The sequence below is a fragment of the Streptomyces sp. NBC_00190 genome (genome assembly GCF_036203305.1).
In the GTDB taxonomy this organism is placed as follows: domain Bacteria; phylum Actinomycetota; class Actinomycetes; order Streptomycetales; family Streptomycetaceae; genus Streptomyces.
This window is the reverse complement of record NZ_CP108131.1, coordinates 4,349,170-4,371,389: the sequence shown is the minus strand read 5'-3', so window position 1 is coordinate 4,371,389 and position 22,220 is coordinate 4,349,170. Positions and strand designations below refer to the sequence as shown.

Genomic DNA, 22,220 nt, shown 5'->3' with positions numbered 1-22,220 from the left:
CATGCCGTCGACCAACCGGAGGTCCCCTTCCGTGGCCACGCCCAACCCGACCGAACCCCAGCGCCGCAAGTTCCTCGGCCGGCTCTCGCTGCCCGAGCGCCGCTTCGTGGCCGATGCCCTGCGCGCCGAGACGGTCGGCGGTGTGCTGCTGCTCGTGGCCACGATCTGCGCCCTGGTCTGGGCGAACACCCCTGCCCTGGCGGCCAGCTACCAGACCGTCAGCGACTTCCACATCGGCCCCGCCGCCATCGGCCTGGACCTGTCCATACAGCACTGGGCGGCCGACGGCCTGCTCGCCATCTTCTTCTTCGTCGCCGGCATCGAGCTCAAGCGCGAGCTGGTCGCGGGCGATCTGCGCGACCGCAAGGCCGCCGCCCTCCCGGTCATCGCCGCCATCTGCGGCATGGCCGCCCCGGCGGTGGTCTACGCCCTCGTCAACGTGCTCGGCGACGGCTCACTGGCCGGCTGGGCGGTCCCGACCGCCACCGACATCGCCTTCGCGCTCGCCGTCCTCGCGGTCATCGGCACCTCGCTGCCCTCCGCCCTGCGCGCGTTCCTGCTGACCCTCGCCGTCGTCGACGACCTCTTCGCGATCGTCATCATCGCGGTGTTCTTCACCAGCGAGATCGACTTCCTGGCCCTCGGCGGCGCCGTCGTGGGCCTCGCGCTGTTCTGGTTCCTGCTGCGCCGAGGTGTCCGCGGCTGGTACGTCTACGTCCCGCTCGCCCTGGTCATCTGGGACCTGATGTACAACAGCGGGGTCCACGCCACCATCGCCGGTGTCGCCATGGGCCTGATGCTGCGCTGCCACCGCGAGGAGGGCGAGGAGCAGTCCCCCGGCGAGCACATCGAGCACCTCGTACGGCCCATCTCGGCCGGGCTCGCCGTACCGCTCTTCGCGCTCTTCTCGGCCGGGGTCTCGCTCTCCGACGAGGCCATCGCCCAGGTCTTCACCCGGCCGGAGACCCTCGGCGTCGTCCTCGGCCTGGTCGTCGGCAAGGCCGTCGGCATCTTCGGCGGCACCTGGCTGGCCGCGCGCTTCACCAAGGCGGAGCTGAACGAGGACCTCGCCTGGCCGGACGTGCTCGCCGTCGCCTCGCTCGCCGGCATCGGATTCACGGTCTCGCTGCTGATCGGCGAACTCGCCTTCACCGACGACCGGACCCTCATGTACGAGATCAAGGCCGCCGTCCTGATCGGTTCCCTGATCGCCGCGATCGTCGCCTGTGTCCTGCTCAAGCTGCGCGACCGCAAGTACAGGGCGCTCACCGAGGCCGAGGATCGCGACGACGACCTCGACGGCATCCCGGACATCTACGAGGAGCACAATCCCGCGTACCACCTGCGGATGGCGAAGATCTACGACGAGAAGGCCGCGGAACACCGCCGCAAGGCCGAAGCGGCGGCCGGGTCCAGCATCGAGGGCGACGGTCCGGCATGATCTGACTGGGACCGGCGGCGCAGGACAGCCGCCGGCAGCTGACGACAGAGGGAGAGAGCGATGAGCGCAGTGGACCAAGGGGCGCAAGGAGCCGAGCGCACGCTCGGCCAGCTGGTCGCCTCGGCCACCGCCGAGATGTCCGCCCTGGTGCACGACGAGATCGCCCTCGCCAAGGTGGAGATCAAGCAGGACGTCAAGCGCGCGGGCATCGGCAGCGGTGCCGCGATCGTCGCGGGCGTGCTCCTGCTCTTCTCCCTCCCCGTACTGAGTTTCGCCGCGGCCTACGGGATCCATAACCTCGGGCTCGGGCTCGCCTGGTCCTTCCTCATCGTCGGCGTCGCGTTCTGGCTGCTCGCGGGCCTGGTCGGGCTGATCGCCTACGCGAAGTTCAAGAAGGTCAAGCCGCCGGTGAAGACCATCGAAGCGGTCAAGCAGACCGCCGCGCTCGTCGGGACCGTCAAGCCCCACGAGCGGCCGTTGAGTGACAAGGCCGTGGGTGTGGCACGCTCGTCCTCATGACAGCGCCTTCGCCGGACCCCAGCACTCCCCCCACTGCTGCCACGGCGGTACGGCTCGACCTCCCCGGCGGGAAAGCGGTGACGCACCGGGACGTCGCCGCCAACGGCGCCCGCTTCCACGTCGCCGAGCTCGGTGACGGACCGCTCGTGCTGCTCCTGCACGGCTTCCCGCAGTTCTGGTGGACCTGGCGGCACCAGATGGTGGCGCTCGCCGAGGCGGGCTACCGCGCGGTCGCGATGGACCTGCGCGGCGTGGGCGGCAGTGACCGCACCCCGCGCGGCTACGACCCCGCCAACCTGGCGCTCGACATCACCGGGGTCGTACGGTCCCTCGGCGAGCCGGACGCCGCGCTCGTGGGGCACGACCTGGGCGGCTACCTCGCCTGGACGGCGGCCGTGATGCGGCCCAAGCTCGTGCGCCGGCTCGTCGTCTCGTCCATGCCGCATCCTCGGCGCTGGCGCTCGGCGATGCTGTCGGACTTCGGTCAGACCCGGGCGAGTTCGCACATCTGGGGCTTCCAGCGGCCGTTCGTGCCCGAGCGGCAGCTCGTCGCCGACGACGGGGCCCTCGTCGGGCAGCTGATCAGGGACTGGTCCGGGCCGCGGCTCCAGGAGGACCTGACCGACGAGGACATCGCGGTCTACCGGCGGGCGATGTGCATCCCGTCCACCGCGCACTGCTCGATCGAGCCCTACCGCTGGATGATGCGGTCCATGGCCCGGCCCGACGGGCTCCAGTTCAACCGACGGATGAAGCGGCCGGTACGGGTGCCGACGCTGCACCTGCACGGATCGCTCGACCCCGTGATGCGGACGCGGAGCGCGGCCGGCTCCGGCCAGTACGTCGAAGCCCCGTACCGGTGGCGGCTGTTCGACGGTCTCGGGCACTTCCCGCACGAGGAGGACCCGGTGGCCTTCTCCACCGAGCTGGTGAACTGGCTCAAGGACCCCGAGCCGGACCGCTGAGCGATATGACAAGCATTCAATTGCCCGGCGCATAGGCCAATTGGCCGCCCCGGACGGGGTTACCGACCTTGGGGCACGGGCACAGCTCGGAGTATGGGCTGGACGCACGACTACAGTGACACCGCACACGAACGCCGCTCGGCAGCGACGCCGGGCAGCTACGAGAGGGCCGGCCGCCACGGCCACGACCTCCGACTCGGGATTCCACGCATCCTGCGCCGCCGGGCCCTGTGGGTCTCGGCGCGGCTGCGTCATCCGCGGACGTAGAGACACCTGCGGGGCCCGCGCCTCGGCGCCGGGGCCCCGCACCTCGGCCTCAGCGCGTCAGAGGGCGCAGCCCTGGCTGTCGACCCGCTGCTCGGCGATCCGGCCGATGCGGATGTCGTCGCGGATCTCGTCTGCCGTCAGCGCGTAGCCGGTGTTCGGGTCGTCGAGGGACTTCGCGAAGACGACCCCGTACACCTTGCCGTCGGGCGTCAGCAGCGGGCCGCCGGAGTTGCCCTGGCGGACCGTCGCGTACAGCGAGTAGACGTCGCGCCGGACGGTGCCCCGGTGGTAGATATCCGGGCCGTTGGCGTTGATCCGGCCGCGGACGCGGGCGGAGCGGACGTCGTACGCGCCGTTCTCCGGGAAGCCGGCGACGATCGCGTCGCTGCTGCTCGACGCGTCCCTGTCGGTGAACTCCAGCGCCGGGGCCTTCAGCTTGGGCACGTCCAGGACGGCGATGTCGCGCTCCCAGTCGTAGAGCACGACCTTGCCGTCATACAGCTTGCCCTCGCCGCCGATCTGCACGGTCGGCTCGCCGACTCCGCCGACGACGTGCGCGTTGGTCATCACCTTGCCGGGCGCGAAGACGAAGCCCGTACCCTCCAGCACCTTGCTGCAGCTGGGTGCGGTGCCGACGACCTTCACGATCGAGCGCTTGGCCTGCTCGGTGACGGGACTGTGCGCGAGCGCCGGATCGGGCGCCTTCACCTCGGCGATGGGCTCGTTGGAGAACGGGCTGAAGACCTGCGGGAAGCCGTTCTGCGCCAGGGTCGAACTGAAGTCCGAGAACCAGGTGTTCGCCTGGGCGGGCAGCACCCGCGACACGCCCAGGAGCACCTTGGAGTTGCGGACTTCCTTGCCCAGCGTGGGAAGTGACGTACCGGCGAGCGCTGATCCGATCAGCCAGGCCACCAGCAGCATCGCGACGACGTTGACCAGGGCGCCGCCGGTCGCGTCCAGCACCCGCGCCGGTGACCAGGTGATGTGGCGGCGGAGCCGGCTCCCCAGGTGGGTGGTCAGGGCCTGGCCGATCGAGGCACAGACGATGATCACGACGACGACGATGACGACGACCGTGGTGGACACCTGGGTGCCGTTGTCCGTCACCCGGTCCCAGATCAGCGGGATCAAGGACATCGCGACGAGACCACCGCCGAGGAAGCCGATCACCGACAGGATGCCGACGACGAAGCCTTGGCGGTAGCCGATGATCGCGAACCATACGGCGGCGAGCAGCAACAGGATGTCCAGCACGTTCACGTGGGCCACCGTCTCATGCGCGCCAGTCGAGCGGGACGTGACGTGAGCGGTCCCACGGTCGCTCCCAGCCCGCGAAGTGCAGGATCCGGTCGATCACCCCGGCGGTGAAACCCCAGACCAGAGCCGATTCGACGGTGAATCCCGGGCCCAGGTGGCCGCTGGGATGGGCGGTCATGACCCGGTGCCCGGGATCCGTGAGATCGGCCACCGGGACCGTGAAGACGCGGGCCGTCTCGGCCGGGTCCACGGCGCCGACCGGGCTCGGGGCGCGCCACCAGCCGAGGACCGGGGTCACGACGAACTCGCTGACCGGGATGTACAGGCGGGGCAGCACCCCGAAGAGCTGGACACCGGAGGGGTCGAGCCCTGTCTCCTCCTCGGCCTCGCGCAGCGCGGCGCGCAGCGGGCCGGTGGTGTGCGGATCGCCGTCCTCCGGGTCCAGGGCGCCCCCTGGGAAGGACGGCTGGCCCGCGTGCGAGCGCAGGGTGCCTGCCCGCTCCATGAGGAGCAGCTCGGGCCCGCGGGGGCCTTCGCCGAACAGGACGAGCACGGCGGACTGCCGGCCCCGGCCGTCCTCGGGCGGCAGGAACCGGCTCAGCTGGGTCGGGCGCACCGTGCGCACGGCCTCGACGACGGGGTCGAGCCAGCCCGGCAGGCCGTCCGTGGTGACCTCGATCGCGTCGCGGCCCTCCCCTGCCTCGCCGGCGTCGCGGGCCCCGCCCACATCACGGGCTCCCGCCGTCGTCTCGTCCCGTGTACCGCGCGTCATAGGCACCCCTGTCCGCGTCCTTGCCGTCAACACCGTGTCCCACACCGCCAAACGCGGTCCGGGTACCGATTCGTTCCTGTCGCCGCCCGTCAGGGCGCCGGAGTGCCCAGCGGCGGGGCCGGGAGGCCCGGGTAGTCCGGGGGCGGGCTCAGGCGCTGCCCCGGCTGGCCGCCCTTCTCGTACTTGAGCAGCTTGCGCGCCTTCTCCGGGTCGGTCTCGCCCTCCCCGTACGCCGGGCAGAGCGGGGCGATCGGGCAGGCCCCGCAGGCGGGCTTGCGGGCGTGGCAGATCCGGCGGCCGTGGAAGACGACGCGGTGCGAGAGCATCGTCCACTCGCTCTTCGGGAAGATCGCGCAGATCTCCGCCTCGACCTTCTCCGGATCCTCCTGCTCGGTCCACTTCCAGCGGCGCACCAGCCGGCCGAAGTGGGTGTCGACGGTGATCCCCGGAACACCGAACGCGTTGCCGAGGACCACGTTCGCGGTCTTGCGGCCGACGCCGGGCAGGGTCACCAGGTCCTCGATCCGGCCCGGCACCTCCCCGCCGAAGTTGTCCCGCAGGGCCTGCGAGAGGCCGAGCAGGGACCGGGACTTCGCGCGGAAGAACCCGGTCGGCTTGATCAGCTCCTCCAGGTGCTCGGGAGCCGCCGCCGCCATGTCCTCGGGGGTGGGGTAGGCGGCGAAGAGGGCCGGGGTCGTCTGGTTCACCCGCAGATCGGTGGTCTGCGCGGACAGCACCGTCGCGACGAGCAGCTCGAAGGGATTGCGGAAGTCGAGCTCCGGATGGGCGTACGGATAGATCTCGGCCAGCTCACGGTTGATGCGGCGGGCCCGGCGGACCATGGCCAGACGGGATTCGGGCTTGGCCACGGACGGTTTCTTGGCCGAACCTTTGCCCTGAGGGGCGGACTGGGCCTTCGCGGACACCTTCGAGGGGGCTTGTTCGCCCACGGCTGAATTTTGGGTGGCGGTCACTCCCGCAGACCCCTTGGCCTGTGCTCTCACCGGCTTGTTGGACACCCGGCCAGCCTAAGGCCGGCCGCTGACACCCGCCCGGACCTCAGGTAACACCACCCCGATTGGTCTCCCACCGCACAGCACGCCCGTATGTCCGGCATCCTAGGTAGTGATTGATCGCACTGTTTGAGCCGTCCGGCAAAATGGGAGACCGGTCCCCTGAGCTGGTCGACATAGGAGAGAGACTCGTGGACGACGTTCTGCGGCGCGCCCCGCTCTTCGCGGCGCTCGATGACGAGCAGGCCGCGGAGCTCCGCGCCTCCATGGGCGAGGTGACCCTCGCACGCGGTGACGCCCTGTTCCACGAGGGCGATCCCGGCGACCGGCTGTATGTCGTGACCGAGGGCAAGGTGAAGCTCCACCGCACCTCCCCCGACGGCCGCGAGAACATGCTGGCCGTCCTCGGTCCCGGCGAGCTGATCGGCGAGCTGTCGCTGTTCGACCCGGGCCCGCGCACCGCCACCGCGACCGCGCTGACCGAGGTCAAGCTCCTCGGCCTGGGCCACGGCGACCTGCAGCCCTGGCTGAACGCCCGGCCCGAGGTCGCGACCGCGCTGCTGCGCGCCGTCGCGCGGCGCCTGCGCAAGACCAACGACCAGATGTCCGACCTGGTCTTCTCCGACGTTCCCGGCCGTGTGGCGCGGGCCCTCCTCGACCTGTCGCGCCGCTTCGGCGTGCAGTCGGAGGAGGGCATCCACGTGGTGCACGACCTCACGCAGGAGGAGCTCGCGCAGCTCGTCGGCGCCTCTCGCGAGACCGTGAACAAGGCTCTGGCCGACTTCGCGGGCCGTGGGTGGCTCCGCCTGGAGGCGCGTGCGGTGATCCTGCTGGACGTGGAGCGCCTCGCGAAGCGTTCGCGCTGACGCCCCGGCTTCGTGAAGGGCCTCGCCTGTACCTCGGGCGGGGCCCTTCGCGTTTCCCGGGTGCGCCGCCGTGCCCGGACGGGGCCGGATTCGCCCGGGGACCGTGCACAGTGGAGGTATGGAGCACAGAGGTCTCGACGCGTACGGGTACTTCGAGCGGGAGGGATCGCTCGGGCAGGTGCGGGCCGAGTTCAAGGGGGTCGTCGCCGCCGCGCGCGAGCGGATCTCCGAGGCGTACGGGCGGCGGCTGCACAGCGCGTACCTGTACGGGTCCGTGCCGCGCGGGACGGCGCGGCCCGGGCGGTCCGACCTCGACCTGCTGCTCGCCCTGCACCACGAGCCCGCCGACGAGGACCGGGACGCCGCCGAGGTGCTGGCGCGGGGGCTCGACGAGGACTTCCCCGAGATCGACGGCGCCGCCGTCCTGCTGTACGGGAAGAACACCCTGCTGAGCGAGCAGGAACGATTCGACCTGGGCTGGTTCCTCGCCTGCCTGTGCACCCCGCTGCTCGGCGCCGACCTGGCCGAGCACCTGCCCCGCTACCGCCCGGACAGCCTGCTCGCCCGGGAGACCAACGGCGACCTGGCCGAGCTACTGCCCGCCTGGCGGGCGAAGGCGCAGGCGGCATCCGGCCCGGACGAGTACCGGGCCCTCGCCCGGGTCTTCGCACGACGTCTGGTGCGCACCGGATTCACCCTGGTCATGCCGCGGTGGGGCGGCTGGACCAGCGATCTCACCGAGTCCGCGGAAGTCTTCGGCGCGTACTACCCGCAGCGCGCCGCCCAGATGCGGGCCGCGGCCGCCGTGGCGCTCGACCCGGTCGCGGACCCGGCCGTGCTGCGCGGCTTCATCGAGGACCTCGGGCCGTGGCTCGCGGACGAGTACACGTCCCGGCACGGTACGAAGACGCCTCGCGACGGGAGCTGAGGGCTCTCCCGTGGGGCAGCCTCAGGGCTTCTCGTCGACCACGAGGGCTTCGACGGCCGTCTTGGCCTCCGCCAGGCCCGCGCCGGTGATCCGGCGGTAGGTCTTGATGGCCGAAATCTTGCGGTCGGCCATCAGATGGGCCCGCACCTCGTCCATCCCGGCCGGCTCCGGCTCCTCGATGCCGAAGTGGTCCAGCACCAAGGCCAGGCGACGCTCCGTGCGGTCCACCTTGAGCTGCAGGCTCTGCACGCGGAGGGTCACAGTCGAGGTGATCCAACCGGCCGTGGCAATCAGCATGACCAGCAAGAACACGGTGTTCATTCGGGCCCTCCAGGGATCAGTCCGTGATCTTGAAGGTACTCCAGCTGCGCCCGGACGGACCACTCCGCGGCCGGCCACAGCGAGCGGTCCACATCCGCGTAGACGTGGGCGACGACCTGCTCCGGGGTGACGAAGCCGTCCTCGACGGCGGTCTCGACCTGGGCGAGGCGGTGCGCGCGGTGGGCCAGGTAGTACTCGACGACGCCCTGGGCGTCCTCCAGGACCGGCCCGTGGCCCGGCAGGACGGTGTGCACGCCGTCGTCGACCGTGAGCGAGCGCAGGCGGCGCAGCGAGTCCAGGTAGTCGCCCAGGCGGCCGTCGGGGTGCGCGACGACGGTGGTGCCGCGGCCGAGGATCGTGTCGCCCGTCAGGACGGCCTGGTCGGCGGGCAGGTGGAAGCAGAGCGAATCGCTGGTGTGGCCCGGGGTCGGGACCACGCGCAGCTCCAGACCTCCGGTGCGGATCACGTCCCCGGCGGCCAGGCCCTCGTCGCCCAGGCGCAGGGCCGGGTCCAGGGCGCGGACCTTGGTGCCGGTGAGCTCGGCGAACCGGCCGGCCCCCTCGGCGTGGTCGGGGTGGCCGTGGGTGAGCAGGGTCAGGGCGATCCGCTTGCCGGCCCGCTCGGCGGTGTCGACGACCGCGCGCAGGTGCGCCTCGTCCAGCGGGCCGGGGTCGACGACGACGGCCAGGGCGGACCCGGGCTCGGACAGCAGCCAGGTGTTGGTGCCGTCCAGGGTCATCGCGGAAGCGTTGGGGGCCAGGACGTTGACCGCGCGGGCGGTGGCGGGGCCGGAGGTGACGACCCCGCGGGGCTGTCCGGGCAGTGCCGCGGCGTCGGTCATGCGGGGCCTCCGGGACGCACTCGCTTCGTGAACTCGTCATGGCCCGGCCAGCTGAGCACCAGCTCGCCGTCCTCCAGCGTGGCCTGGGCCAGTACGGGGGCCAGGTCCTGCGCGTCGGCCGCGGCGAGCGCGTCGGCGGCGCTCCCGTACGGCTCCAGGGAGCGCAGGGTGGAGATGGTGGGCGGCATCATCAGCAGCTCGCCCTTGTCGTACCCGGCGGCCGCGTCGGCGGGCCGGATCCAGACGGTCCGGTCGGCCTCGGTGGAGGCGTTGCGGGTGCGCTGGCCCTCGGGGAGGGCCGCGACGAAGAACCAGGTGTCGTAGCGGCGCGGCTCGAACTCCGGGGTGATCCAGCGCGCCCACGCCCCCAGCAGGTCGGAGCGCAGCCGCAGGCCGCGGCGGTCCAGGAACTCCGCGAAGGACAGCTCCCGCGCCACCAGGGCCTGCCGGTCGGCCTCCCAGTCGTCGCCGGTGGTGTCGCCGACGACGGTGTCCGGGGTCTGCCCGGCGAGCAGGACGCCCGCCTCCTCGAAGGTCTCCCGGACGGCGCCGCACACGATGGCCTGGGCGGTACGGGTGTCCGTGCCCAGGCGGCGGGCCCAGTCGTCCCGGCTCGGGCCGGCCCAGCCCACCTGGTGTTCCTCGTCGCGGGGGTCGACCCCGCCGCCGGGATAGGCGTACGCGCCTCCGGCGAAGGCCATGGAGGCGCGCCTGCGCAGCATGTGCACGACGGGCCCCGCGGGGGTGTCGCGGAGCAGCATCACGGTGGCGGCGCGCCGCGGGTCCACCGGGGTGAGCGAGCCCTCCGCGAGCGCGCGGATACGGGCGGGCCACTCCGGCGGGTACCACTGGCCTCCGGCGGAGGGCTGGGCCTGGGGCTGCTGCTGACCATTCGGCATGGCCGGATGCTACGGCCATCCGGGCCGATGTTCGAGGGCACCCGGCCCGACTCGGCCGTGGGCGGGGGCTGGATTGCGCTGCGGGCAATCCAGCCCCCGCCGGTACGGCTCGGGAGGGCTCAGGCTCCGGCGACCAGTTCGACCTGGATCTCGACCTCGACCGGGGCGTCCAGCGGGAGGACCGCCACGCCGACCGCGCTGCGGGCGTGGACGCCCTTGTCGCCGAGTACGGCGCCCAGGAGCTCACTCGCACCGTTCAGCACACCCGGCTGGCCCGTGAAGTCGGGGGCCGAGGCGACGAAGCCGACGACCTTCACGACACGCGCGATCTTGTCGAGGTCGCCGACGACCGACTTGACCGCGGCCAGGGCGTTCAGCGCGCAGGTGGCGGCCAGCTCCTTGGCCTGCTCCGGCGAGACCTCGGCGCCGACCTTGCCGGTGACCGGCATGCTGCCCTTGACCATCGGGAGCTGGCCCGCGGTGTACACGTACGCGCCCGACCGCACGGCCGGCTGGTAGGTGGCCAGCGGCGGGACGACCTCGGGCAGGGTCAGGCCGAGCTCGGCCAGCTTCGCGTCGACAACGCCGCTCATGCCTTCTCCCGCTTGAGGTAGGCCACGAGCTGCTCGGGGTTGTTCGGCCCGGGCACGACCTGGACGAGCTCCCAGCCGTCCTCGCCCCAGGTGTCCAGGATCTGCTTGGTGGCGTGGACCAGCAGCGGGACCGTCGCGTATTCGAACTTCTTGGTCATGGGAGCGAGGGTAGTGCCTGTCCTACGGGGCTCATGCGCGCCCCGGGATCCGAGTCGTTAGGCTCGGACGCTGTGAGCAGGCTCCAGGTGGTCAGCGGCAAGGGCGGCACCGGCAAGACCACGGTCGCCGCGGCACTCGCGCTTGCCCTCGCACGCGAGGGCAAGCGGACTCTTCTGGTGGAGGTCGAGGGCAGGCAGGGGCTCGCGCAGCTCTTCGGCTCCGAGGCGCTCCCGTACGAGGAGCGGAAGATCGCCGTCGCGCCCGGCGGGGGCGGCGAGGCCGGAGGCGAGGTCTTCGCGCTCGCCATCGACGCCGAACGGGCACTGCTGGACTACCTCCAGATGTTCTACAAGCTCGGCTCGGCCGGCCGCGCGCTCAAGAAGCTCGGCGCCATCGACTTCGCCACGACCATCGCCCCCGGGCTGCGCGACGTGCTGCTGACCGGCAAGGCCTGCGAGGCGGTGCGGCGCAAGGACAAGTCCGGCCGGTTCGTCTACGACCACGTGATCATGGACGCGCCGCCGACCGGGCGGATCACCCGGTTCCTGAACGTCAACGACGAGGTGGCGGGCCTGGCCCGGTTCGGGCCGATCCACAACCAGGCGCAGGCCGTCATGAAGGTGCTCAAGTCCCCCGAGACGGCCGTGCACCTGGTCACCCTCCTGGAGGAGATGCCCGTCCAGGAGACCGCGGACGGCATCGCCGAACTCCGGGAAGCCGGGCTTCCGGTGGGCCGCGTCGTCGTCAACATGGTGCGCCCGCACCATCTGGACGAGGACACCCTGCGGGCCGCGGCCGGCGAGCACCGCGCCGAGGTGGCCAAGGCGCTGTCCCGGGCGGGCCTGGGCGGCGCGCGCCGCGGCGCGGCGGCCGAGCGGCTGGTGGACCCGCTGCTCGCGCAGGCCGCCGAGCACGCGGGCCGGGTGGAGCTGGAGCGCGCGCAGCGTGCCGTACTGGCCGAGCTGAGCGTGCCGACGTACGAACTCCCGCTGCTCGGCGCGGGGATGGATCTGGCCAGGCTGTACGGCCTGGCCAAGGAACTGCGGAAGCAGTCGGTGGCCGAATGAGCGAGGGGGTGGACACCGTGGGCCTGGACACTCCGCCGCGGCTGGCGGTTGACCGGCTGTTGGACGACCCGAAGACCCGGATCATCGTGTGCTGCGGGGCGGGCGGGGTCGGCAAGACCACCACGGCCGCGGCCCTCGGCGTACGGGCGGCCGGGCGCGGGCGCAAGGCGGTCGTGCTCACCATCGACCCGGCGCGGCGGCTCGCGCAGTCGATGGGGATCGACTCGCTGGACAACACCCCGCGCAGGGTCGCGACCGTAGGGGCGGGCGACGGCGAACTGCACGCCATGATGCTGGACATGAAGCGGACCTTCGACGAGATCGTCGAGGCGCACGCGGACGGCGAGCGGGCCCAGGCCATCCTCGCCAACCCCTTCTACCAGTCCCTGTCGGCCGGTTTCGCGGGCACGCAGGAATACATGGCGATGGAGAAGCTGGGGCAGCTGCGGGCCCGGGACGACTGGGACCTGATCATCGTCGACACCCCGCCGAGCCGGTCCGCGCTGGACTTCCTGGACGCGCCGAAGCGGCTCGGGTCCTTCCTGGACGGGAAGTTCATCCGGGTGCTGATGGCTCCGGCGAAGGTGGGCGGCCGGGCCGGGATGAAGTTCCTCAATGTCGGCATGTCGATGATGACGGGCACGCTCAGCAAGCTGATGGGGGCCTCGCTGCTGAAGGACGTACAGACCTTCGTGGCCGCGATGGACACCATGTTCGGCGGCTTCCGCACCCGCGCGGACGCCACTTTCCGGCTCCTCCAGGCTCCCGGTACGGCCTTCCTGGTGGTCGCCGCGCCCGAACCGGACGCCCTGCGCGAGGCGGCGTACTTCGTGGAGCGGCTGGCCGCGGAGAACATGCCGCTGGCCGGTCTGGTACTGAACCGGGTGCACGGCAGTGGCGCCGACCAGCTGTCCGCTGCACGGGCGCTGGCCGCTGCAGAGAATCTTGAAGAAGGCGGCATTGTCGATCAGGAGTCCGGGAAAGCTGGACTTCGTGACGCCGCCGACGACGGCTCCCCCGACGTGGACGAGATCACGGCTGGACTGCTGCGCCTGCATGCCGAACGGATGCAGGTGATCGCGCGTGAGCGGCGCACACGCGATCGCTTCACCTCACTGCACCCCGAGGTGGCGGTGGCCGAAGTGGCCGCCCTGCCCGGCGATGTGCACGACCTCGCCGGGCTGCGGGCCATCGGAGAGCGACTCGCGGCCGGGGTTCCGGCCGGAGCGTAGGCGTTCGTTCGTAGCGTACGTACGAGTCCGGGTGATCTACCCGGCCGCGGCGTACGTCTCGTACGAAACGTCGATCTCCTCGTCGGCATCCATGGTCAGGATGCCTGTACTGCGCTCGTACTCCGTGCGAGCGGTTTCGAGCAGCCGTCGCCACGAGGTGACGGTGGGACGCCGGCGCAGCAGCGCACGCCGTTCCCGCTCGGTCATTCCGCCCCACACGCCGAACTCGACACGATTATCGAGCGCGTCGGCCAGGCACTCGGTCCGCACCGGACATCCGGTGCACACCGCCTTGGCCCTGTTCTGTGCCGCTCCTTGAACGAACAGTTCATCCGGATCGGTAGTGCGGCAGGCTGCCTGCGCACTCCAGTCGGTAACCCAGCCCATCCCGGCGCCGTCCTCTCCCGAATCGAGGCTCCCCCACGGCGGCAGCGGCATATTCACCGCTGCCAGTTGAGGACGTTACGGAAGGCGGGCACAGTGCAACACCCCCGACGGGCCCAATCTTGAATGGTCCGAACGGACTATGGGTAAGCGGCAGATCACCCGACGGAGTGATCGGACGACATGCCCGACCATTCCGGCGATTCGGGTGAAATCACCGAGTCGCCGGACGAGTACCCCCTGCGCGGACGGCGATATTCGGACATGCGTCCACCCCATTCGGGAAGGGTGAAAATCAAGCCGAGGGGTTGATGTCGCACCGCACTGCTGTGACAGTTGAGGACAGCTTAGGCCAAGGCATTCGCATGTGTCCGGCGAATGAGAACGTAGGCTGCCCCCCATGGGAAAGAAGCGCTCGGGCGGCGGGCTCACGGGGAGCCAGCAGGCCGCCAAGTTCCTCGGGGTGTCCGTTCTCTCCGGAGTTGTGCTGGCCGGCATGGCGATTCCGGCGGCAGGCGCCCTGGGACTCGCGGCCAAGGGCACGGTCGAGGGATTCGACGAGATCCCGGCCAATCTCAAGACTCCGCCGCTGAGTCAGCGGACCACGATTCTGGACGCCGAGGGTGGCTTGATCGCCACTGTCTATTCGCGCGACCGGCAGGTGGTCCCGCTCACGGCGATCTCCCCGTACATGCAGAAGGCGATCGTCGCCATCGAGGACTCGCGTTTCTACGAGCACGGCGCGGTCGACATGAAGGGCATCCTGCGCGCGGTCAACCGCAACGCGCAGGAGGGCGGCGCCGCTCAGGGCGCATCCACGCTCACCCAGCAGTACGTGAAGAACGTGTTCGTCGAAGAGGCCGGCGACGACGAGACAAAGGTGCGCGAGGCCCAGGAGAAGAGCCTCGGCCGCAAGATCCGCGAGCTGAAGTACGCGATCCAGGTCGAGGAGGAGCTCGGGAAGAAGAAGATCCTCGAGAACTACCTCAACATCACGTACTTCGGCCAGCAGGCCTACGGAATCGAATCCGCCGCCCAGCGCTACTTCAGCAAGCCGGCCAAGGACCTGACCCTGGACGAGTCCGCGCTGCTCGCGGGCGTCGTCCAGTCGCCGAGCCGGTACGACCCGGTGAACGACGCGCAGGAGGCGCTCAAGCGCCGCAACATCGTCCTCCAGCGGATGGCCGACATCAAGGACGTCTCCCAGGCGGAGGCCGACGCGGCGAAGGCGAAGCCGGTCACGCTGAAGGTGACCCGGCCCAAGAACGGCTGCATCACCGCGGTCAAGGGCGCGGGCTTCTTCTGCGACTACGTGCGCAACACCTTCCTGACCGACGCGGTCTTCGGCAAGACGCGCGAGGAGCGGGCGAAGATCTGGAACCAGGGCGGCCTGACCGTACGGACGACCCTGGACCCGCAGTCGCAGGACGCGGCCAACGAGTCGATCAAGGACCACGTCTACCAGGAGGACGCGATCGCGACGGCTGTGACCATGGTCCAGCCGGGCACCGGACGGGTGCTGGCGATGGGCCAGTCCAAGCCGTACGGCTTCGGGAAGAACGAGACGCAGATCAACTTCTCCGTGGACAAGCGGATGGGCGGCTCGAACTTCGGCTTCCAGGTGGGCTCGACCTTCAAGCCGTTCATCGCGGCGGCCGCCCTGGAGCGGGGCGTGCCGCCGACGAAGGTGTACCAGGCGCCGAACAAGATCGACTACCCGACGCCGATCCAGAAGTGCGACGGGTCGCAGTGGCTGAACCTGCCCATCAACGGCAAGATCCAGACGGCCAAGAACGAGACCGAGGACGAGATCGGTCCGTACGCGCTGAAGACGGCGATGGAGAAGTCCATCAACACGTACTTCGTCGAGATGATCGGCGAGATCGGCCTCTGCCCGGTGACGGAGATGACGCAGAAGCTCGGCGTGACCCCGGCCGACGGCTCGAAGCTGCCGGAGGCCCCGTCGATCGCGCTGGGCTCCGCCGAGCTCTCCCCGCTGACCATGGCCAACGCGTACGCGACCTTCGCCAACCGGGGCATCTACTGCACCCCGGTCGCCATCGAGTCGATCACCGACTCCCACGGCAAGGCGCTGGCGGTGCCGAAGTCCAAGTGCGACCGGGCCATGGAGCAGGACACGGCCGACACCATCAACACCCTGCTGCGCGGAGTGGTCGACTCCGGTACGGGTGAGCGGGCCGGTCTGACCGACCGCGACAGCGCCGGCAAGACCGGTACGACGGACTCCCGGTACAACGCCTGGTTCGTCGGCTACACCCCGAACATCTCGAGCGCGGTGTGGGTCGGCTCGGGCGGCGCGAAGAAGATCACGATGGAGGACATCGTGATCGGCGGCAAGCCGTACGAGAAGGTCTTCGGCGGCGGCCTGCCCGGCCCGATCTGGAAGGACGCGGTCACGGGCGCGCTGTCCGGGCGCGAGGCCCTCTCCTTCACCACGGTCAGCATCCCGGAACCGCTGCCTCCGACCGGCGGTCCCCGCGGCAACAAGCCACCCACTTCCCCGACGAACCCGAACAAGCCCGGCAAGCCGGGCGACGGCAAGCCCGGCGGCCGGCCCGGCGGGCAGACGACCGGCGGGCCCACGGGCGGTAGCGATCCGACCAACCCGTTCCCCGGGATCACGATCCCGCCGGGCCTGATCGGCGGACGCGACACCCAGTAGGCGCTGACACGCGCGAGGGGCCCCAGCCGGATCCGGCTGGGGCCCCTCCGCGCTTCCCGTGCGGGCTCAGGAAAGCTGCTGCTTGACGACCGCGGCGACGCGCCCGCCCTCGGCCAGCCCGGCGACCTTCGGGTTCACGATCTTCATGACGGCGCCCATGGCCCGCGGCCCCTCGGCGCCCGCGGCCCTGGCCTCGGCGACGGCCTGCGCCACGATCGCGACGAGCTCGTCGTCGGTGAGCTGCTTGGGCAGGTACGTGTCGAGGAACTCGCCCTCCGCGGTCTCCCGCGCGGCCTGCTCGGGACGGCCGCCCTGGGCGAAGGCCTCGGAGGCCTCGCGGCGCTTCTTCGCCTCCTTGGCGATCACCTTGAGGACTTCCTCGTCGGAGAGCACGCGTGCTTCCTTGCCCGCGACCTCCTGGTTGGTGATGGCGGAGAGGGTCAGTCGCAGGGTGGACGAGTGCAGCTCGTTCCGCTCCCTGATGGCGGTCGTGAGGTCTTCCTGGAGCCTGGCCTTGAGCGTGGTCATGACCTGAGTCTGCCAGGTGCTGGGGCGGTGGCGCCCGTTGGTTTTCCGGGTCTGCGACGATGGGGCCATGCGTGCGCGTTACGGAGTCCCCCTGAAGGCAGCTGCCGGAATCGCCGCGGTGGGGGCCGCGGGTGTGGCCTACGCCGCCGGTTTCGAGGCGCGGTCCTTCCGCCTGCGCCGTGTCACGGTGCCCGTCCTGCCCCGGGGGATGCGCCCGCTGCGCGTGCTCCAGGTCTCGGACATCCACATGGTCGGCGGGCAGCGCAAGAAGCGCGCCTGGCTGCAGTCGCTGGCCGGTCTGCGCCCCGACTTCGTCGTGAACACCGGCGACAACCTCTCCGACACCGAGGGGGTCCCGGAGGTGCTCGACGCCCTGGGCCCCCTGATGGACTTCCCCGGCGTGTACGTCTTCGGGTCGAACGACTACTACGGGCCGCGGCTGCGCAACCCCGGGCGCTACCTGATCGAGAAGGTCCAGGGGCGGCACGGGCTGAACGGCAACAAGCCGGTCGTCGGCGCCGTGCACAACCCGTGGGAGGAACTGCGGGACGCCTTCGACACGGCGGGCTGGCTGAACCTCACCAACGCCCGGGCACGGCTGAAGCTCGACGGCCTGGAGCTCGCCTTCACCGGGCTGGACGACCCGCACATCAAGCGGGACCGCTACGAGCAGGTGGCGGGCGGCCCGGAGAGGGACGCGGACTTCTCGCTGGCCGTGGTGCACGCCCCGTACCTGCGGACGCTGGAGTCCTTCACGGCGGACGGCTACCCGCTGATCCTGGCGGGCCACACGCACGGCGGACAGCTGTGCATCCCCTTCTACGGCGCGCTCGTCACCAACTGCGACCTGGACACGAAGCGGGTGAAGGGCCTCTCCACGCACGAGGCGGGCGGCCACCGCGCGTACCTCCACGTCTCGGCCGGCTGCGGCACCAACCGGTTCACCCCGGTCCGCTTCGCGTGTCCGCCGGAGGCGACCCTCCTGACGCTGACACCGAAGTCCCAGGGGTGAGGGTGGGCGAGGTCGTCCCGGCGGCCTTCCGCGCCCCCGGCGACCCCTCCGCGAAAACCGGATTTCGTCTCCGGCCGAGGGTCCGCTAAAGTAATCGATGTCGCCAGGGCAGCAAGCGCCGCTAGGGCGACGATCGGGGTGTAGCGCAGCTTGGCAGCGCGCTTCGTTCGGGACGAAGAGGTCGTGGGTTCAAATCCCGCCACCCCGACAGAGTAAGACCAGGTGAGAGCCGGTGCAGAGCAATCTGCACCGGCTCTTCCTGCGTCTGGGTGACTAACTGAGTGACTACGGCTTCCGAGCGTTCTTGAAGATCTCGTCCATGGCCGTGGCCCCGGTCTGGATCACGGGCCGGATCTGCTTCCGGTAGACCGCCTCGGTGCCCGACGAGCCGGGAGATCTCTTCGAGCGGAACCCCCTTGTCGGAGAGCAACGAGACGAAGCTGCTCCCGCGGGGTCCACTCCTTCGCGTCGACCCCCTCGGCACCGGTGATCGCCTGCCGGAAGGCGCGCCGGACGTTGGTCGAGTCGAGCTCGGACCCCGTGGCGGAGGAGAAGACGAGCCCCTTCTCCGTCCACTGATCACCAGCGGCCAGCCGGTCCCACCCTTGATCTTCGAACTGCTGCCACAGGGCATCCACGCACCTGGCCGGTAGGGCGATCGTCCGGCGCGACTTCTTGGTCTTGGTGTCCCCGGTGGAGCGAACCGACCGCCACGCCGCGATGTGCGGCGGCACGGGCGGCACCGCAGTAGGGTCCCCCTTCAGGAAGACGTGGTCCCAGGTGAGCGCCCGCATCTCTTCGATCCGGGCGCCGGTCAGCAGGGCCACCACGATGTACGCGTAGGCGGACGTACCCTCGGCGGCCTTGAGCACCGCTTCGGCCTCGGCCAGCCGGAGCGCCTTCGACGGGCGGCCAGGCTGGCCGGTGGGGATGGAGCACAGCTCCACGATGTTCCGCTTCACCTTGTCCCGCACCACGGCCGACTCACGGCGCGGTTCAGGCAGGAGTGGATCGCCCGGAGGGTGCGGGTGCTGAGCGTCTTGGCCTTCTCGGCGAGCCACTTGTCGACGTCCTCCCCGCTCAGTTGGTCGGCTGGCGCTCCTGTCCACGTCGGCCAAAGCCAAGCGTGCAGCGAAGCTGACATGGGAACCATGCACGCCATGGCCATGGATAAGCGGACGCCGCCGAGGCACTGCTGCGAGACGGGCCTCTGAGTCGATGTCTAACCGAGACTAGACCACCCCTGTGCCGAGGTACTCCAGGAGTGCTCGCACGTCGGCAGCGTCCATCCCCGCGGCAAGCGGCACCTCTTCTTCGGGATCGCCGAGTTGCTGCACCTCCGGGTCATCGAGGATTCGCCCCATGAAGTCCAGCTTCTCCGCCAACCGAAGTGCGACCACGTCATCGACACTCCCCTCGGCCGCGAGCACTGTGACCCGCGTCTGCGTGCCCGGATCGAGGCCGAGGCGGTGGATGCGGTCCAGACTCTGCAGGAACCGGCCCGCCTGGAAGTCACGATCGACGTAAACCGCGTCATGACAGACCTGATGGAGGCTGATGCCCTCGCCAAGGGTCGCCGGATTAGAGATCAAGACCGTGCAGTCCGGATCTTCCCGGAAGCGGCGGAGCTCAGCTTCCCGATCTGGTGTTCCGCCGTGCACGGCCGCTGGCTGGAACGGGGCCAGTAGAGCTTGGAGTGAAGTAATGCTGCGGACGAAACTCGTCCACACCAGGGTCTTGCGCCCAGCGGAGGCATTAGCAGAAACGATGGAGAGAGCCTCTTGGTACTTGGGCGGCAGCTCGTAGTCAGGGAGCTTCCGGAGAAGCATGGTGAGCGAGTCTCCTTCGGCCGCCTCCAGCGGTGGGACGCGGAAGTGCAGCGGCTCATGGCGTGTTGAGCCAGCCACGAGCAGGGCTGGGCTGGTCGCTGCCATCAGCAGGCGCAGCGCCGACTTGCCGAGTGCCTCGAAGTCAGCCCTGTCGGCCATCGCCCTGGCCGAGAACTGGCCCATGAGCGCGTCATAGATTTCGCGGTGCAGCGGCGGCATCGGAATGCGGCGCACCCGTGTCTCCACTGGGGGGAGTCCCAGCTCATCCTTGGTCGTCCGCGTATACATGGGGCGCAGTACCTGGCTGGCATGGGCGAGATCGCCGCCGTCGACAGCCTGTGTCACCACACGCCGCCCATGCCCCGGCCAGACGAAGGAGAACAGGTTCTCCAGATCCTTGGCGCCATTGGGTGCAGGGGTGCCGCTGAGAATCATCCGGACTCGGCTGAGGGGGCCCAGCGCCATGCATGCGGCACCGTACACTCCCGCACCGCCGAGCTTCATGCGGTGCGCCTCATCGAGGATGAGCATCACAGGAGCCGCCCTCAACCATTGGGACAACCCGGCCAGAGCCCGGTCCAAGCGCTCGTAGTTGACAAGGAGGATGTCCGCCGAGGCCGGCACCGACTTGCCGAGCACCTGCACGTCGAGCGGAGTGGAGAAGCACTGCTTGGCTTCCTCCTGCCACGCCTCGTAGGCGGACTTGGGACTCACCACAAGCATGCGAGCCACCACTCCGCGCCTTTGGAGCGCAGAGAAGGCAGCGAGGGAGACACGGGTCTTGCCGGCGCCCGGCACACTGAAGTTGGCTCCGTGGCCGACCGAGAGCAGTCGAGCTACGTCGCGGAGCTGGAACGGGGTGAGAGGGCCGGTCCAGTCGTCGCCCAGCAGAGCCGGAACCGATTCCGGCTCGACGGTGTCCTCGTCGGGCGAACCGCTGAGGAGCCGTTCCGCAGTGTCAGCCGTGTCAAGCATCTCGGTGGCTAGGAGGCGGAAGTCGTCTTCCCAGATGACAGTGTCCGGCCGGGGCCAGGTCCCGAGAGCGCTGAGGCTTGCGAGGAAGCTGTCGATAGGGACAGTCGCAGAGAGCCTGTCGGTCATACGGCCGTTGGGGAAACTGGCAACCAGCTGCCCGAGCGCGCCGCGGCACTCAGGCACGGTACGCAGCGCAGTCTGCGTACGGGTAACGTCGAAGCCGATCGTCAGACTGGGCTCCTCGGCCACTTAACGCGCCTTCCCGAACGTCTCAAGGAGCCAGGCCACGCCGTCTCCGGGGTGCTGCACAGTTCGCCTGGCCTCGATGGCAAGCTTCTCCAGCTTCTGCCTCAGGTCAGCGACGGCGTCGTCGAACGACTCCTCATCCAGGCTTCGCTGCGCGCGGGACATGACCAAATCGGTGACGCACTGCTCGATGTCGCGGCCGGCGTCGGCAAGGCGGGCAGGTGCTGCCTGCTTGCGCTTCTTGATTCGCGCGTCACGCCCGACGTTGGCGATGGCCTCATCCATCGCCGCACGCAGCCGGCTGATCTCATTTTGGGCCTGCGCCGCAGCCTCCGGCGGGGCCGCGCTGCCGGGTTGGCTGACAGCTCGTGCGTGCAGGACGGAGTCCGTTAGTGCCTTAGCCGCGCTAAGGGGGGCGGACGGACCCTTCACCGCACGCCCCAGACCGGGGATGGCTACAGTCGCCGAAGTCTCAGCTGGAACTTGGCTGGCTGGCAACTTCTTGGAGAGGTACAGGCCAGCGAAATCGTGATCGATGAAGCGGACGTCGGTCTTGGCGAAGCCCAGGAGCATGGCTGCCAGCCGGTTCTCCAGCAGCAGTTCGGCCTTCTCTGGGTTCACTGCATACTGCTTGGCGTAGGCACGCTGCAGTTCTCGGAACTTCTCAGCATGATCCTCGAAAGCAACCAATGACAGCTGCTCGCCTGCCGTCTTGCTCCGTTCGATGAGTGACTGGATGCAGGCCAGCACCCACTGGTCCTGCCGGCAGCGCTCTGCGGTCGTACGGAAGGTAGCCGCGATGACGGCGAGTGGCGTGCCTTGATCCACTAGCTCCTGAACCGCGAGCAACCGGTTGATGTAGGAGTAATCCCGCCGGTGCTCCTTGCGCAGCTGGAGCGACAGTTCGATTGCGGCGATGTCTTGCCAGTCGCAGGAAGGCGGCAGAACGGCTACACGCATGGCGTGGTTAGGGCCGTAGAGCTGCATCAGGGCAGCACGCCGGGTGTTTCCGTTGACGAGGATGCCTTCGTGAGTAATCAGGCCGGGATCCGTCTGCCCGTACTCCTTCAGACTCGCTGTCAGCTCGTCGAACTCAGGATCAGTCCGGGCGGGGTCTGCCGGGAGCACTTGCAGGAGGCGGTCCAGGTATGCCTGGCTGTCACTGCTCCAAGGGTCGTCCGCGAGTGCCTCCGCCTGCTTCGGGTCGTGGCCGGCCTGCGCGCGGATGCGGTGGGTTGCCGGGTTGTAGTAGAGGTTGCCCACTGGCATCTGGATGACCTCCAGGTGCTCCGAGCCGCCCCTCCACTCGACAGTGAAGGTCTCGCGGGGGCTGCCGCCGGCCGCGATCTCCTCCAGCCGGGACCGGACGAGGGCGCGGTTCTCTTCGGCACCCGGCGGCAGACCGTAGCCCTTGGCCATGTA

At 69.9% G+C, this 22,220-nt stretch carries 21 protein-coding genes, 1 tRNA gene and 1 pseudogene; 10 read left to right on the top strand and 13 right to left on the bottom strand.

Translation table 11 applies throughout. The features are described from left to right. The first annotated feature begins 31 nt into the window (after nt 1–31). Genes nhaA through OG429_RS21130 form a run of 3 tightly spaced genes read left to right on the top strand, consistent with a single transcriptional unit; the run spans nt 32 to nt 2,925 of the window. Nucleotides 32–1,441, top strand: a complete 1,410-nt coding sequence (gene nhaA / locus OG429_RS21140) for a Na+/H+ antiporter NhaA (RefSeq protein WP_328926859.1) — start codon at nt 32–34, stop codon at nt 1,439–1,441. 60 nt (nt 1,442–1,501) lie between these two features. Continuing rightward, on the top strand, nt 1,502–1,960 hold the full coding sequence (locus OG429_RS21135) for a phage holin family protein (protein ID WP_328926858.1): 459 nt from the start codon (nt 1,502–1,504) through the stop codon (nt 1,958–1,960). After that, nucleotides 1,957–2,925 carry an alpha/beta fold hydrolase gene (locus tag OG429_RS21130; protein ID WP_328926857.1) on the top strand — a complete coding sequence of 323 codons (969 nt, stop codon included), beginning with the start codon at nt 1,957–1,959 and terminating at the stop codon, nt 2,923–2,925. Before OG429_RS21135 ends, OG429_RS21130 begins: the two co-directional genes overlap by 4 nt. Nucleotides 2,926–3,249: 324 nt before the next feature. Here the strand turns inward: OG429_RS21130 and OG429_RS21125 are convergent, their stop codons facing one another. From OG429_RS21125 to nth, 3 genes are all read right to left on the bottom strand, one after another. Beyond that, nucleotides 3,250–4,452: a MarP family serine protease gene (locus tag OG429_RS21125; protein WP_328926856.1), complete on the bottom strand. Its 1,203-nt coding sequence runs from the start codon at nt 4,450–4,452 to the stop codon at nt 3,250–3,252. Between the two features lie 13 nt (nt 4,453–4,465). Further along, complete coding sequence (locus OG429_RS21120; protein WP_328926855.1) at nt 4,466–5,221, bottom strand: NUDIX hydrolase; 756 nt, start codon at nt 5,219–5,221, stop codon at nt 4,466–4,468. Between the two features lie 89 nt (nt 5,222–5,310). Next, nucleotides 5,311–6,171, bottom strand: coding sequence for an endonuclease III (gene nth / locus OG429_RS21115; protein ID WP_328926854.1), 861 nt, complete (start codon nt 6,169–6,171; stop codon nt 5,311–5,313). Between the two features lie 254 nt (nt 6,172–6,425). Here nth and OG429_RS21110 point away from each other — a divergent pair, with 254 nt between their 5' ends. After that, complete coding sequence (locus tag OG429_RS21110) at nt 6,426–7,100, top strand: Crp/Fnr family transcriptional regulator (RefSeq protein WP_003981529.1); 675 nt, start codon at nt 6,426–6,428, stop codon at nt 7,098–7,100. A gap of 118 nt (nt 7,101–7,218) precedes the next feature. Then, nucleotides 7,219–8,028 carry a nucleotidyltransferase domain-containing protein gene (locus OG429_RS21105; RefSeq protein ID WP_328926853.1) on the top strand — a complete coding sequence of 270 codons (810 nt, stop codon included), beginning with the start codon at nt 7,219–7,221 and terminating at the stop codon, nt 8,026–8,028. 21 nt (nt 8,029–8,049) lie between these two features. On the opposite strand, the gene OG429_RS21100 is transcribed toward OG429_RS21105, so the two are convergent. The 5 genes from OG429_RS21100 to OG429_RS21080 all read right to left on the bottom strand — a co-directional run bounded on the left by OG429_RS21100 (nt 8,050) and on the right by OG429_RS21080 (nt 10,841). Continuing rightward, on the bottom strand, nt 8,050–8,349 hold the full coding sequence (locus OG429_RS21100; RefSeq protein ID WP_328926852.1) for a ribosomal protein L7/L12: 300 nt from the start codon (nt 8,347–8,349) through the stop codon (nt 8,050–8,052). After that, nucleotides 8,346–9,191 carry an MBL fold metallo-hydrolase gene (locus OG429_RS21095; protein WP_328926851.1) on the bottom strand — a complete coding sequence of 282 codons (846 nt, stop codon included), beginning with the start codon at nt 9,189–9,191 and terminating at the stop codon, nt 8,346–8,348. Before OG429_RS21095 ends, OG429_RS21100 begins: the two co-directional genes overlap by 4 nt. Next, nucleotides 9,188–10,090, bottom strand: a complete 903-nt coding sequence (locus OG429_RS21090; RefSeq protein ID WP_328926850.1) for an NUDIX hydrolase — start codon at nt 10,088–10,090, stop codon at nt 9,188–9,190. The genes OG429_RS21095 and OG429_RS21090 overlap by 4 nt, the downstream gene beginning before the upstream one ends. Before the next feature lie 119 nt (nt 10,091–10,209). After that, complete coding sequence (locus OG429_RS21085) at nt 10,210–10,683, bottom strand: RidA family protein (protein WP_328926849.1); 474 nt, start codon at nt 10,681–10,683, stop codon at nt 10,210–10,212. Beyond that, entirely contained in the window at nt 10,680–10,841 is a 162-nt protein-coding gene (locus tag OG429_RS21080) for a DUF4177 domain-containing protein (RefSeq protein ID WP_007264966.1), read from the bottom strand. The genes OG429_RS21085 and OG429_RS21080 overlap by 4 nt, the downstream gene beginning before the upstream one ends. A gap of 72 nt (nt 10,842–10,913) precedes the next feature. Here OG429_RS21080 and OG429_RS21075 point away from each other — a divergent pair, with 72 nt between their 5' ends. Further along, nucleotides 10,914–11,909 carry an ArsA family ATPase gene (locus OG429_RS21075; protein ID WP_328926848.1) on the top strand — a complete coding sequence of 332 codons (996 nt, stop codon included), beginning with the start codon at nt 10,914–10,916 and terminating at the stop codon, nt 11,907–11,909. Next, nucleotides 11,906–13,141 (top strand): ArsA family ATPase, encoded by a 1,236-nt coding sequence (locus OG429_RS21070; RefSeq protein WP_328926847.1) that lies wholly within the window; start codon nt 11,906–11,908, stop codon nt 13,139–13,141. The genes OG429_RS21075 and OG429_RS21070 overlap by 4 nt, the downstream gene beginning before the upstream one ends. A gap of 36 nt (nt 13,142–13,177) precedes the next feature. On the opposite strand, the gene OG429_RS21065 is transcribed toward OG429_RS21070, so the two are convergent. Next, nucleotides 13,178–13,528 carry a WhiB family transcriptional regulator gene (locus OG429_RS21065; protein ID WP_328930361.1) on the bottom strand — a complete coding sequence of 117 codons (351 nt, stop codon included), beginning with the start codon at nt 13,526–13,528 and terminating at the stop codon, nt 13,178–13,180. Between the two features lie 397 nt (nt 13,529–13,925). Between OG429_RS21065 and OG429_RS21060 the strand changes: the two genes are divergently transcribed. After that, a complete protein-coding gene (locus tag OG429_RS21060) occupies nt 13,926–16,208 on the top strand; it encodes a transglycosylase domain-containing protein (protein ID WP_328926846.1) in 2,283 nt (760 codons plus the stop codon). Between the two features lie 66 nt (nt 16,209–16,274). Here the strand turns inward: OG429_RS21060 and OG429_RS21055 are convergent, their stop codons facing one another. Next, nucleotides 16,275–16,736, bottom strand: a complete 462-nt coding sequence (locus tag OG429_RS21055) for a GatB/YqeY domain-containing protein (protein ID WP_328926845.1) — start codon at nt 16,734–16,736, stop codon at nt 16,275–16,277. A 67-nt stretch (nt 16,737–16,803) separates the two neighbouring features. On the opposite strand from OG429_RS21055, the gene OG429_RS21050 reads away from it, so the two are divergent. Then, nucleotides 16,804–17,748, top strand: a complete 945-nt coding sequence (locus OG429_RS21050; RefSeq protein ID WP_328926844.1) for a metallophosphoesterase — start codon at nt 16,804–16,806, stop codon at nt 17,746–17,748. A 134-nt stretch (nt 17,749–17,882) separates the two neighbouring features. Continuing rightward, nucleotides 17,883–17,956 (top strand) — tRNA-Pro (locus tag OG429_RS21045). Nucleotides 17,957–18,033: 77 nt separating this feature from the next. Here the strand turns inward: OG429_RS21045 and OG429_RS21040 are convergent. From OG429_RS21040 to OG429_RS21030, 3 genes and pseudogenes are all read right to left on the bottom strand, one after another. Continuing rightward, a pseudogene (locus OG429_RS21040) lies at nt 18,034–18,832 on the bottom strand (tyrosine-type recombinase/integrase); the annotation flags it as partial. 148 nt (nt 18,833–18,980) lie between these two features. Continuing rightward, nucleotides 18,981–20,801 (bottom strand): DEAD/DEAH box helicase, encoded by a 1,821-nt coding sequence (locus tag OG429_RS21035; RefSeq protein ID WP_328926843.1) that lies wholly within the window; start codon nt 20,799–20,801, stop codon nt 18,981–18,983. Next, a complete protein-coding gene (locus OG429_RS21030; protein WP_328926842.1) occupies nt 20,802–22,217 on the bottom strand; it encodes a transcriptional regulator in 1,416 nt (471 codons plus the stop codon). It abuts the gene before it with no gap. Nucleotides 22,218–22,220 lie beyond the last annotated feature (3 nt).

Bases quoted from the DNA above. Each gene is read 5' to 3' on its own strand.
- OG429_RS21135 (WP_328926858.1), top strand. From the start codon at position 1,502: ATGAGCGCAGTGGACCAAGGGGCGCAAGGAGCCGAGCGCACGCTCGGC.
- OG429_RS21130 (WP_328926857.1), top strand. From the start codon at position 1,957: ATGACAGCGCCTTCGCCGGACCCCAGCACTCCCCCCACTGCTGCCACG.
- OG429_RS21120 (WP_328926855.1), bottom strand. From the start codon at position 5,221: ATGACGCGCGGTACACGGGACGAGACGACGGCGGGAGCCCGTGATGTG.
- OG429_RS21105 (WP_328926853.1), top strand. From the start codon at position 7,219: ATGGAGCACAGAGGTCTCGACGCGTACGGGTACTTCGAGCGGGAGGGA.
- OG429_RS21100 (WP_328926852.1), bottom strand. From the start codon at position 8,349: ATGAACACCGTGTTCTTGCTGGTCATGCTGATTGCCACGGCCGGTTGG.
- OG429_RS21095 (WP_328926851.1), bottom strand. From the start codon at position 9,191: ATGACCGACGCCGCGGCACTGCCCGGACAGCCCCGCGGGGTCGTCACC.
- OG429_RS21090 (WP_328926850.1), bottom strand. From the start codon at position 10,090: ATGCCGAATGGTCAGCAGCAGCCCCAGGCCCAGCCCTCCGCCGGAGGC.
- OG429_RS21085 (WP_328926849.1), bottom strand. From the start codon at position 10,683: ATGAGCGGCGTTGTCGACGCGAAGCTGGCCGAGCTCGGCCTGACCCTG.
- OG429_RS21080 (WP_007264966.1), bottom strand. From the start codon at position 10,841: ATGACCAAGAAGTTCGAATACGCGACGGTCCCGCTGCTGGTCCACGCC.
- OG429_RS21070 (WP_328926847.1), top strand. From the start codon at position 11,906: ATGAGCGAGGGGGTGGACACCGTGGGCCTGGACACTCCGCCGCGGCTG.
- OG429_RS21065 (WP_328930361.1), bottom strand. From the start codon at position 13,528: ATGGGCTGGGTTACCGACTGGAGTGCGCAGGCAGCCTGCCGCACTACC.
- OG429_RS21060 (WP_328926846.1), top strand. From the start codon at position 13,926: ATGGGAAAGAAGCGCTCGGGCGGCGGGCTCACGGGGAGCCAGCAGGCC.
- OG429_RS21055 (WP_328926845.1), bottom strand. From the start codon at position 16,736: ATGACCACGCTCAAGGCCAGGCTCCAGGAAGACCTCACGACCGCCATC.
- OG429_RS21050 (WP_328926844.1), top strand. From the start codon at position 16,804: ATGCGTGCGCGTTACGGAGTCCCCCTGAAGGCAGCTGCCGGAATCGCC.
- OG429_RS21030 (WP_328926842.1), bottom strand. From the start codon at position 22,217: ATGGCCAAGGGCTACGGTCTGCCGCCGGGTGCCGAAGAGAACCGCGCC.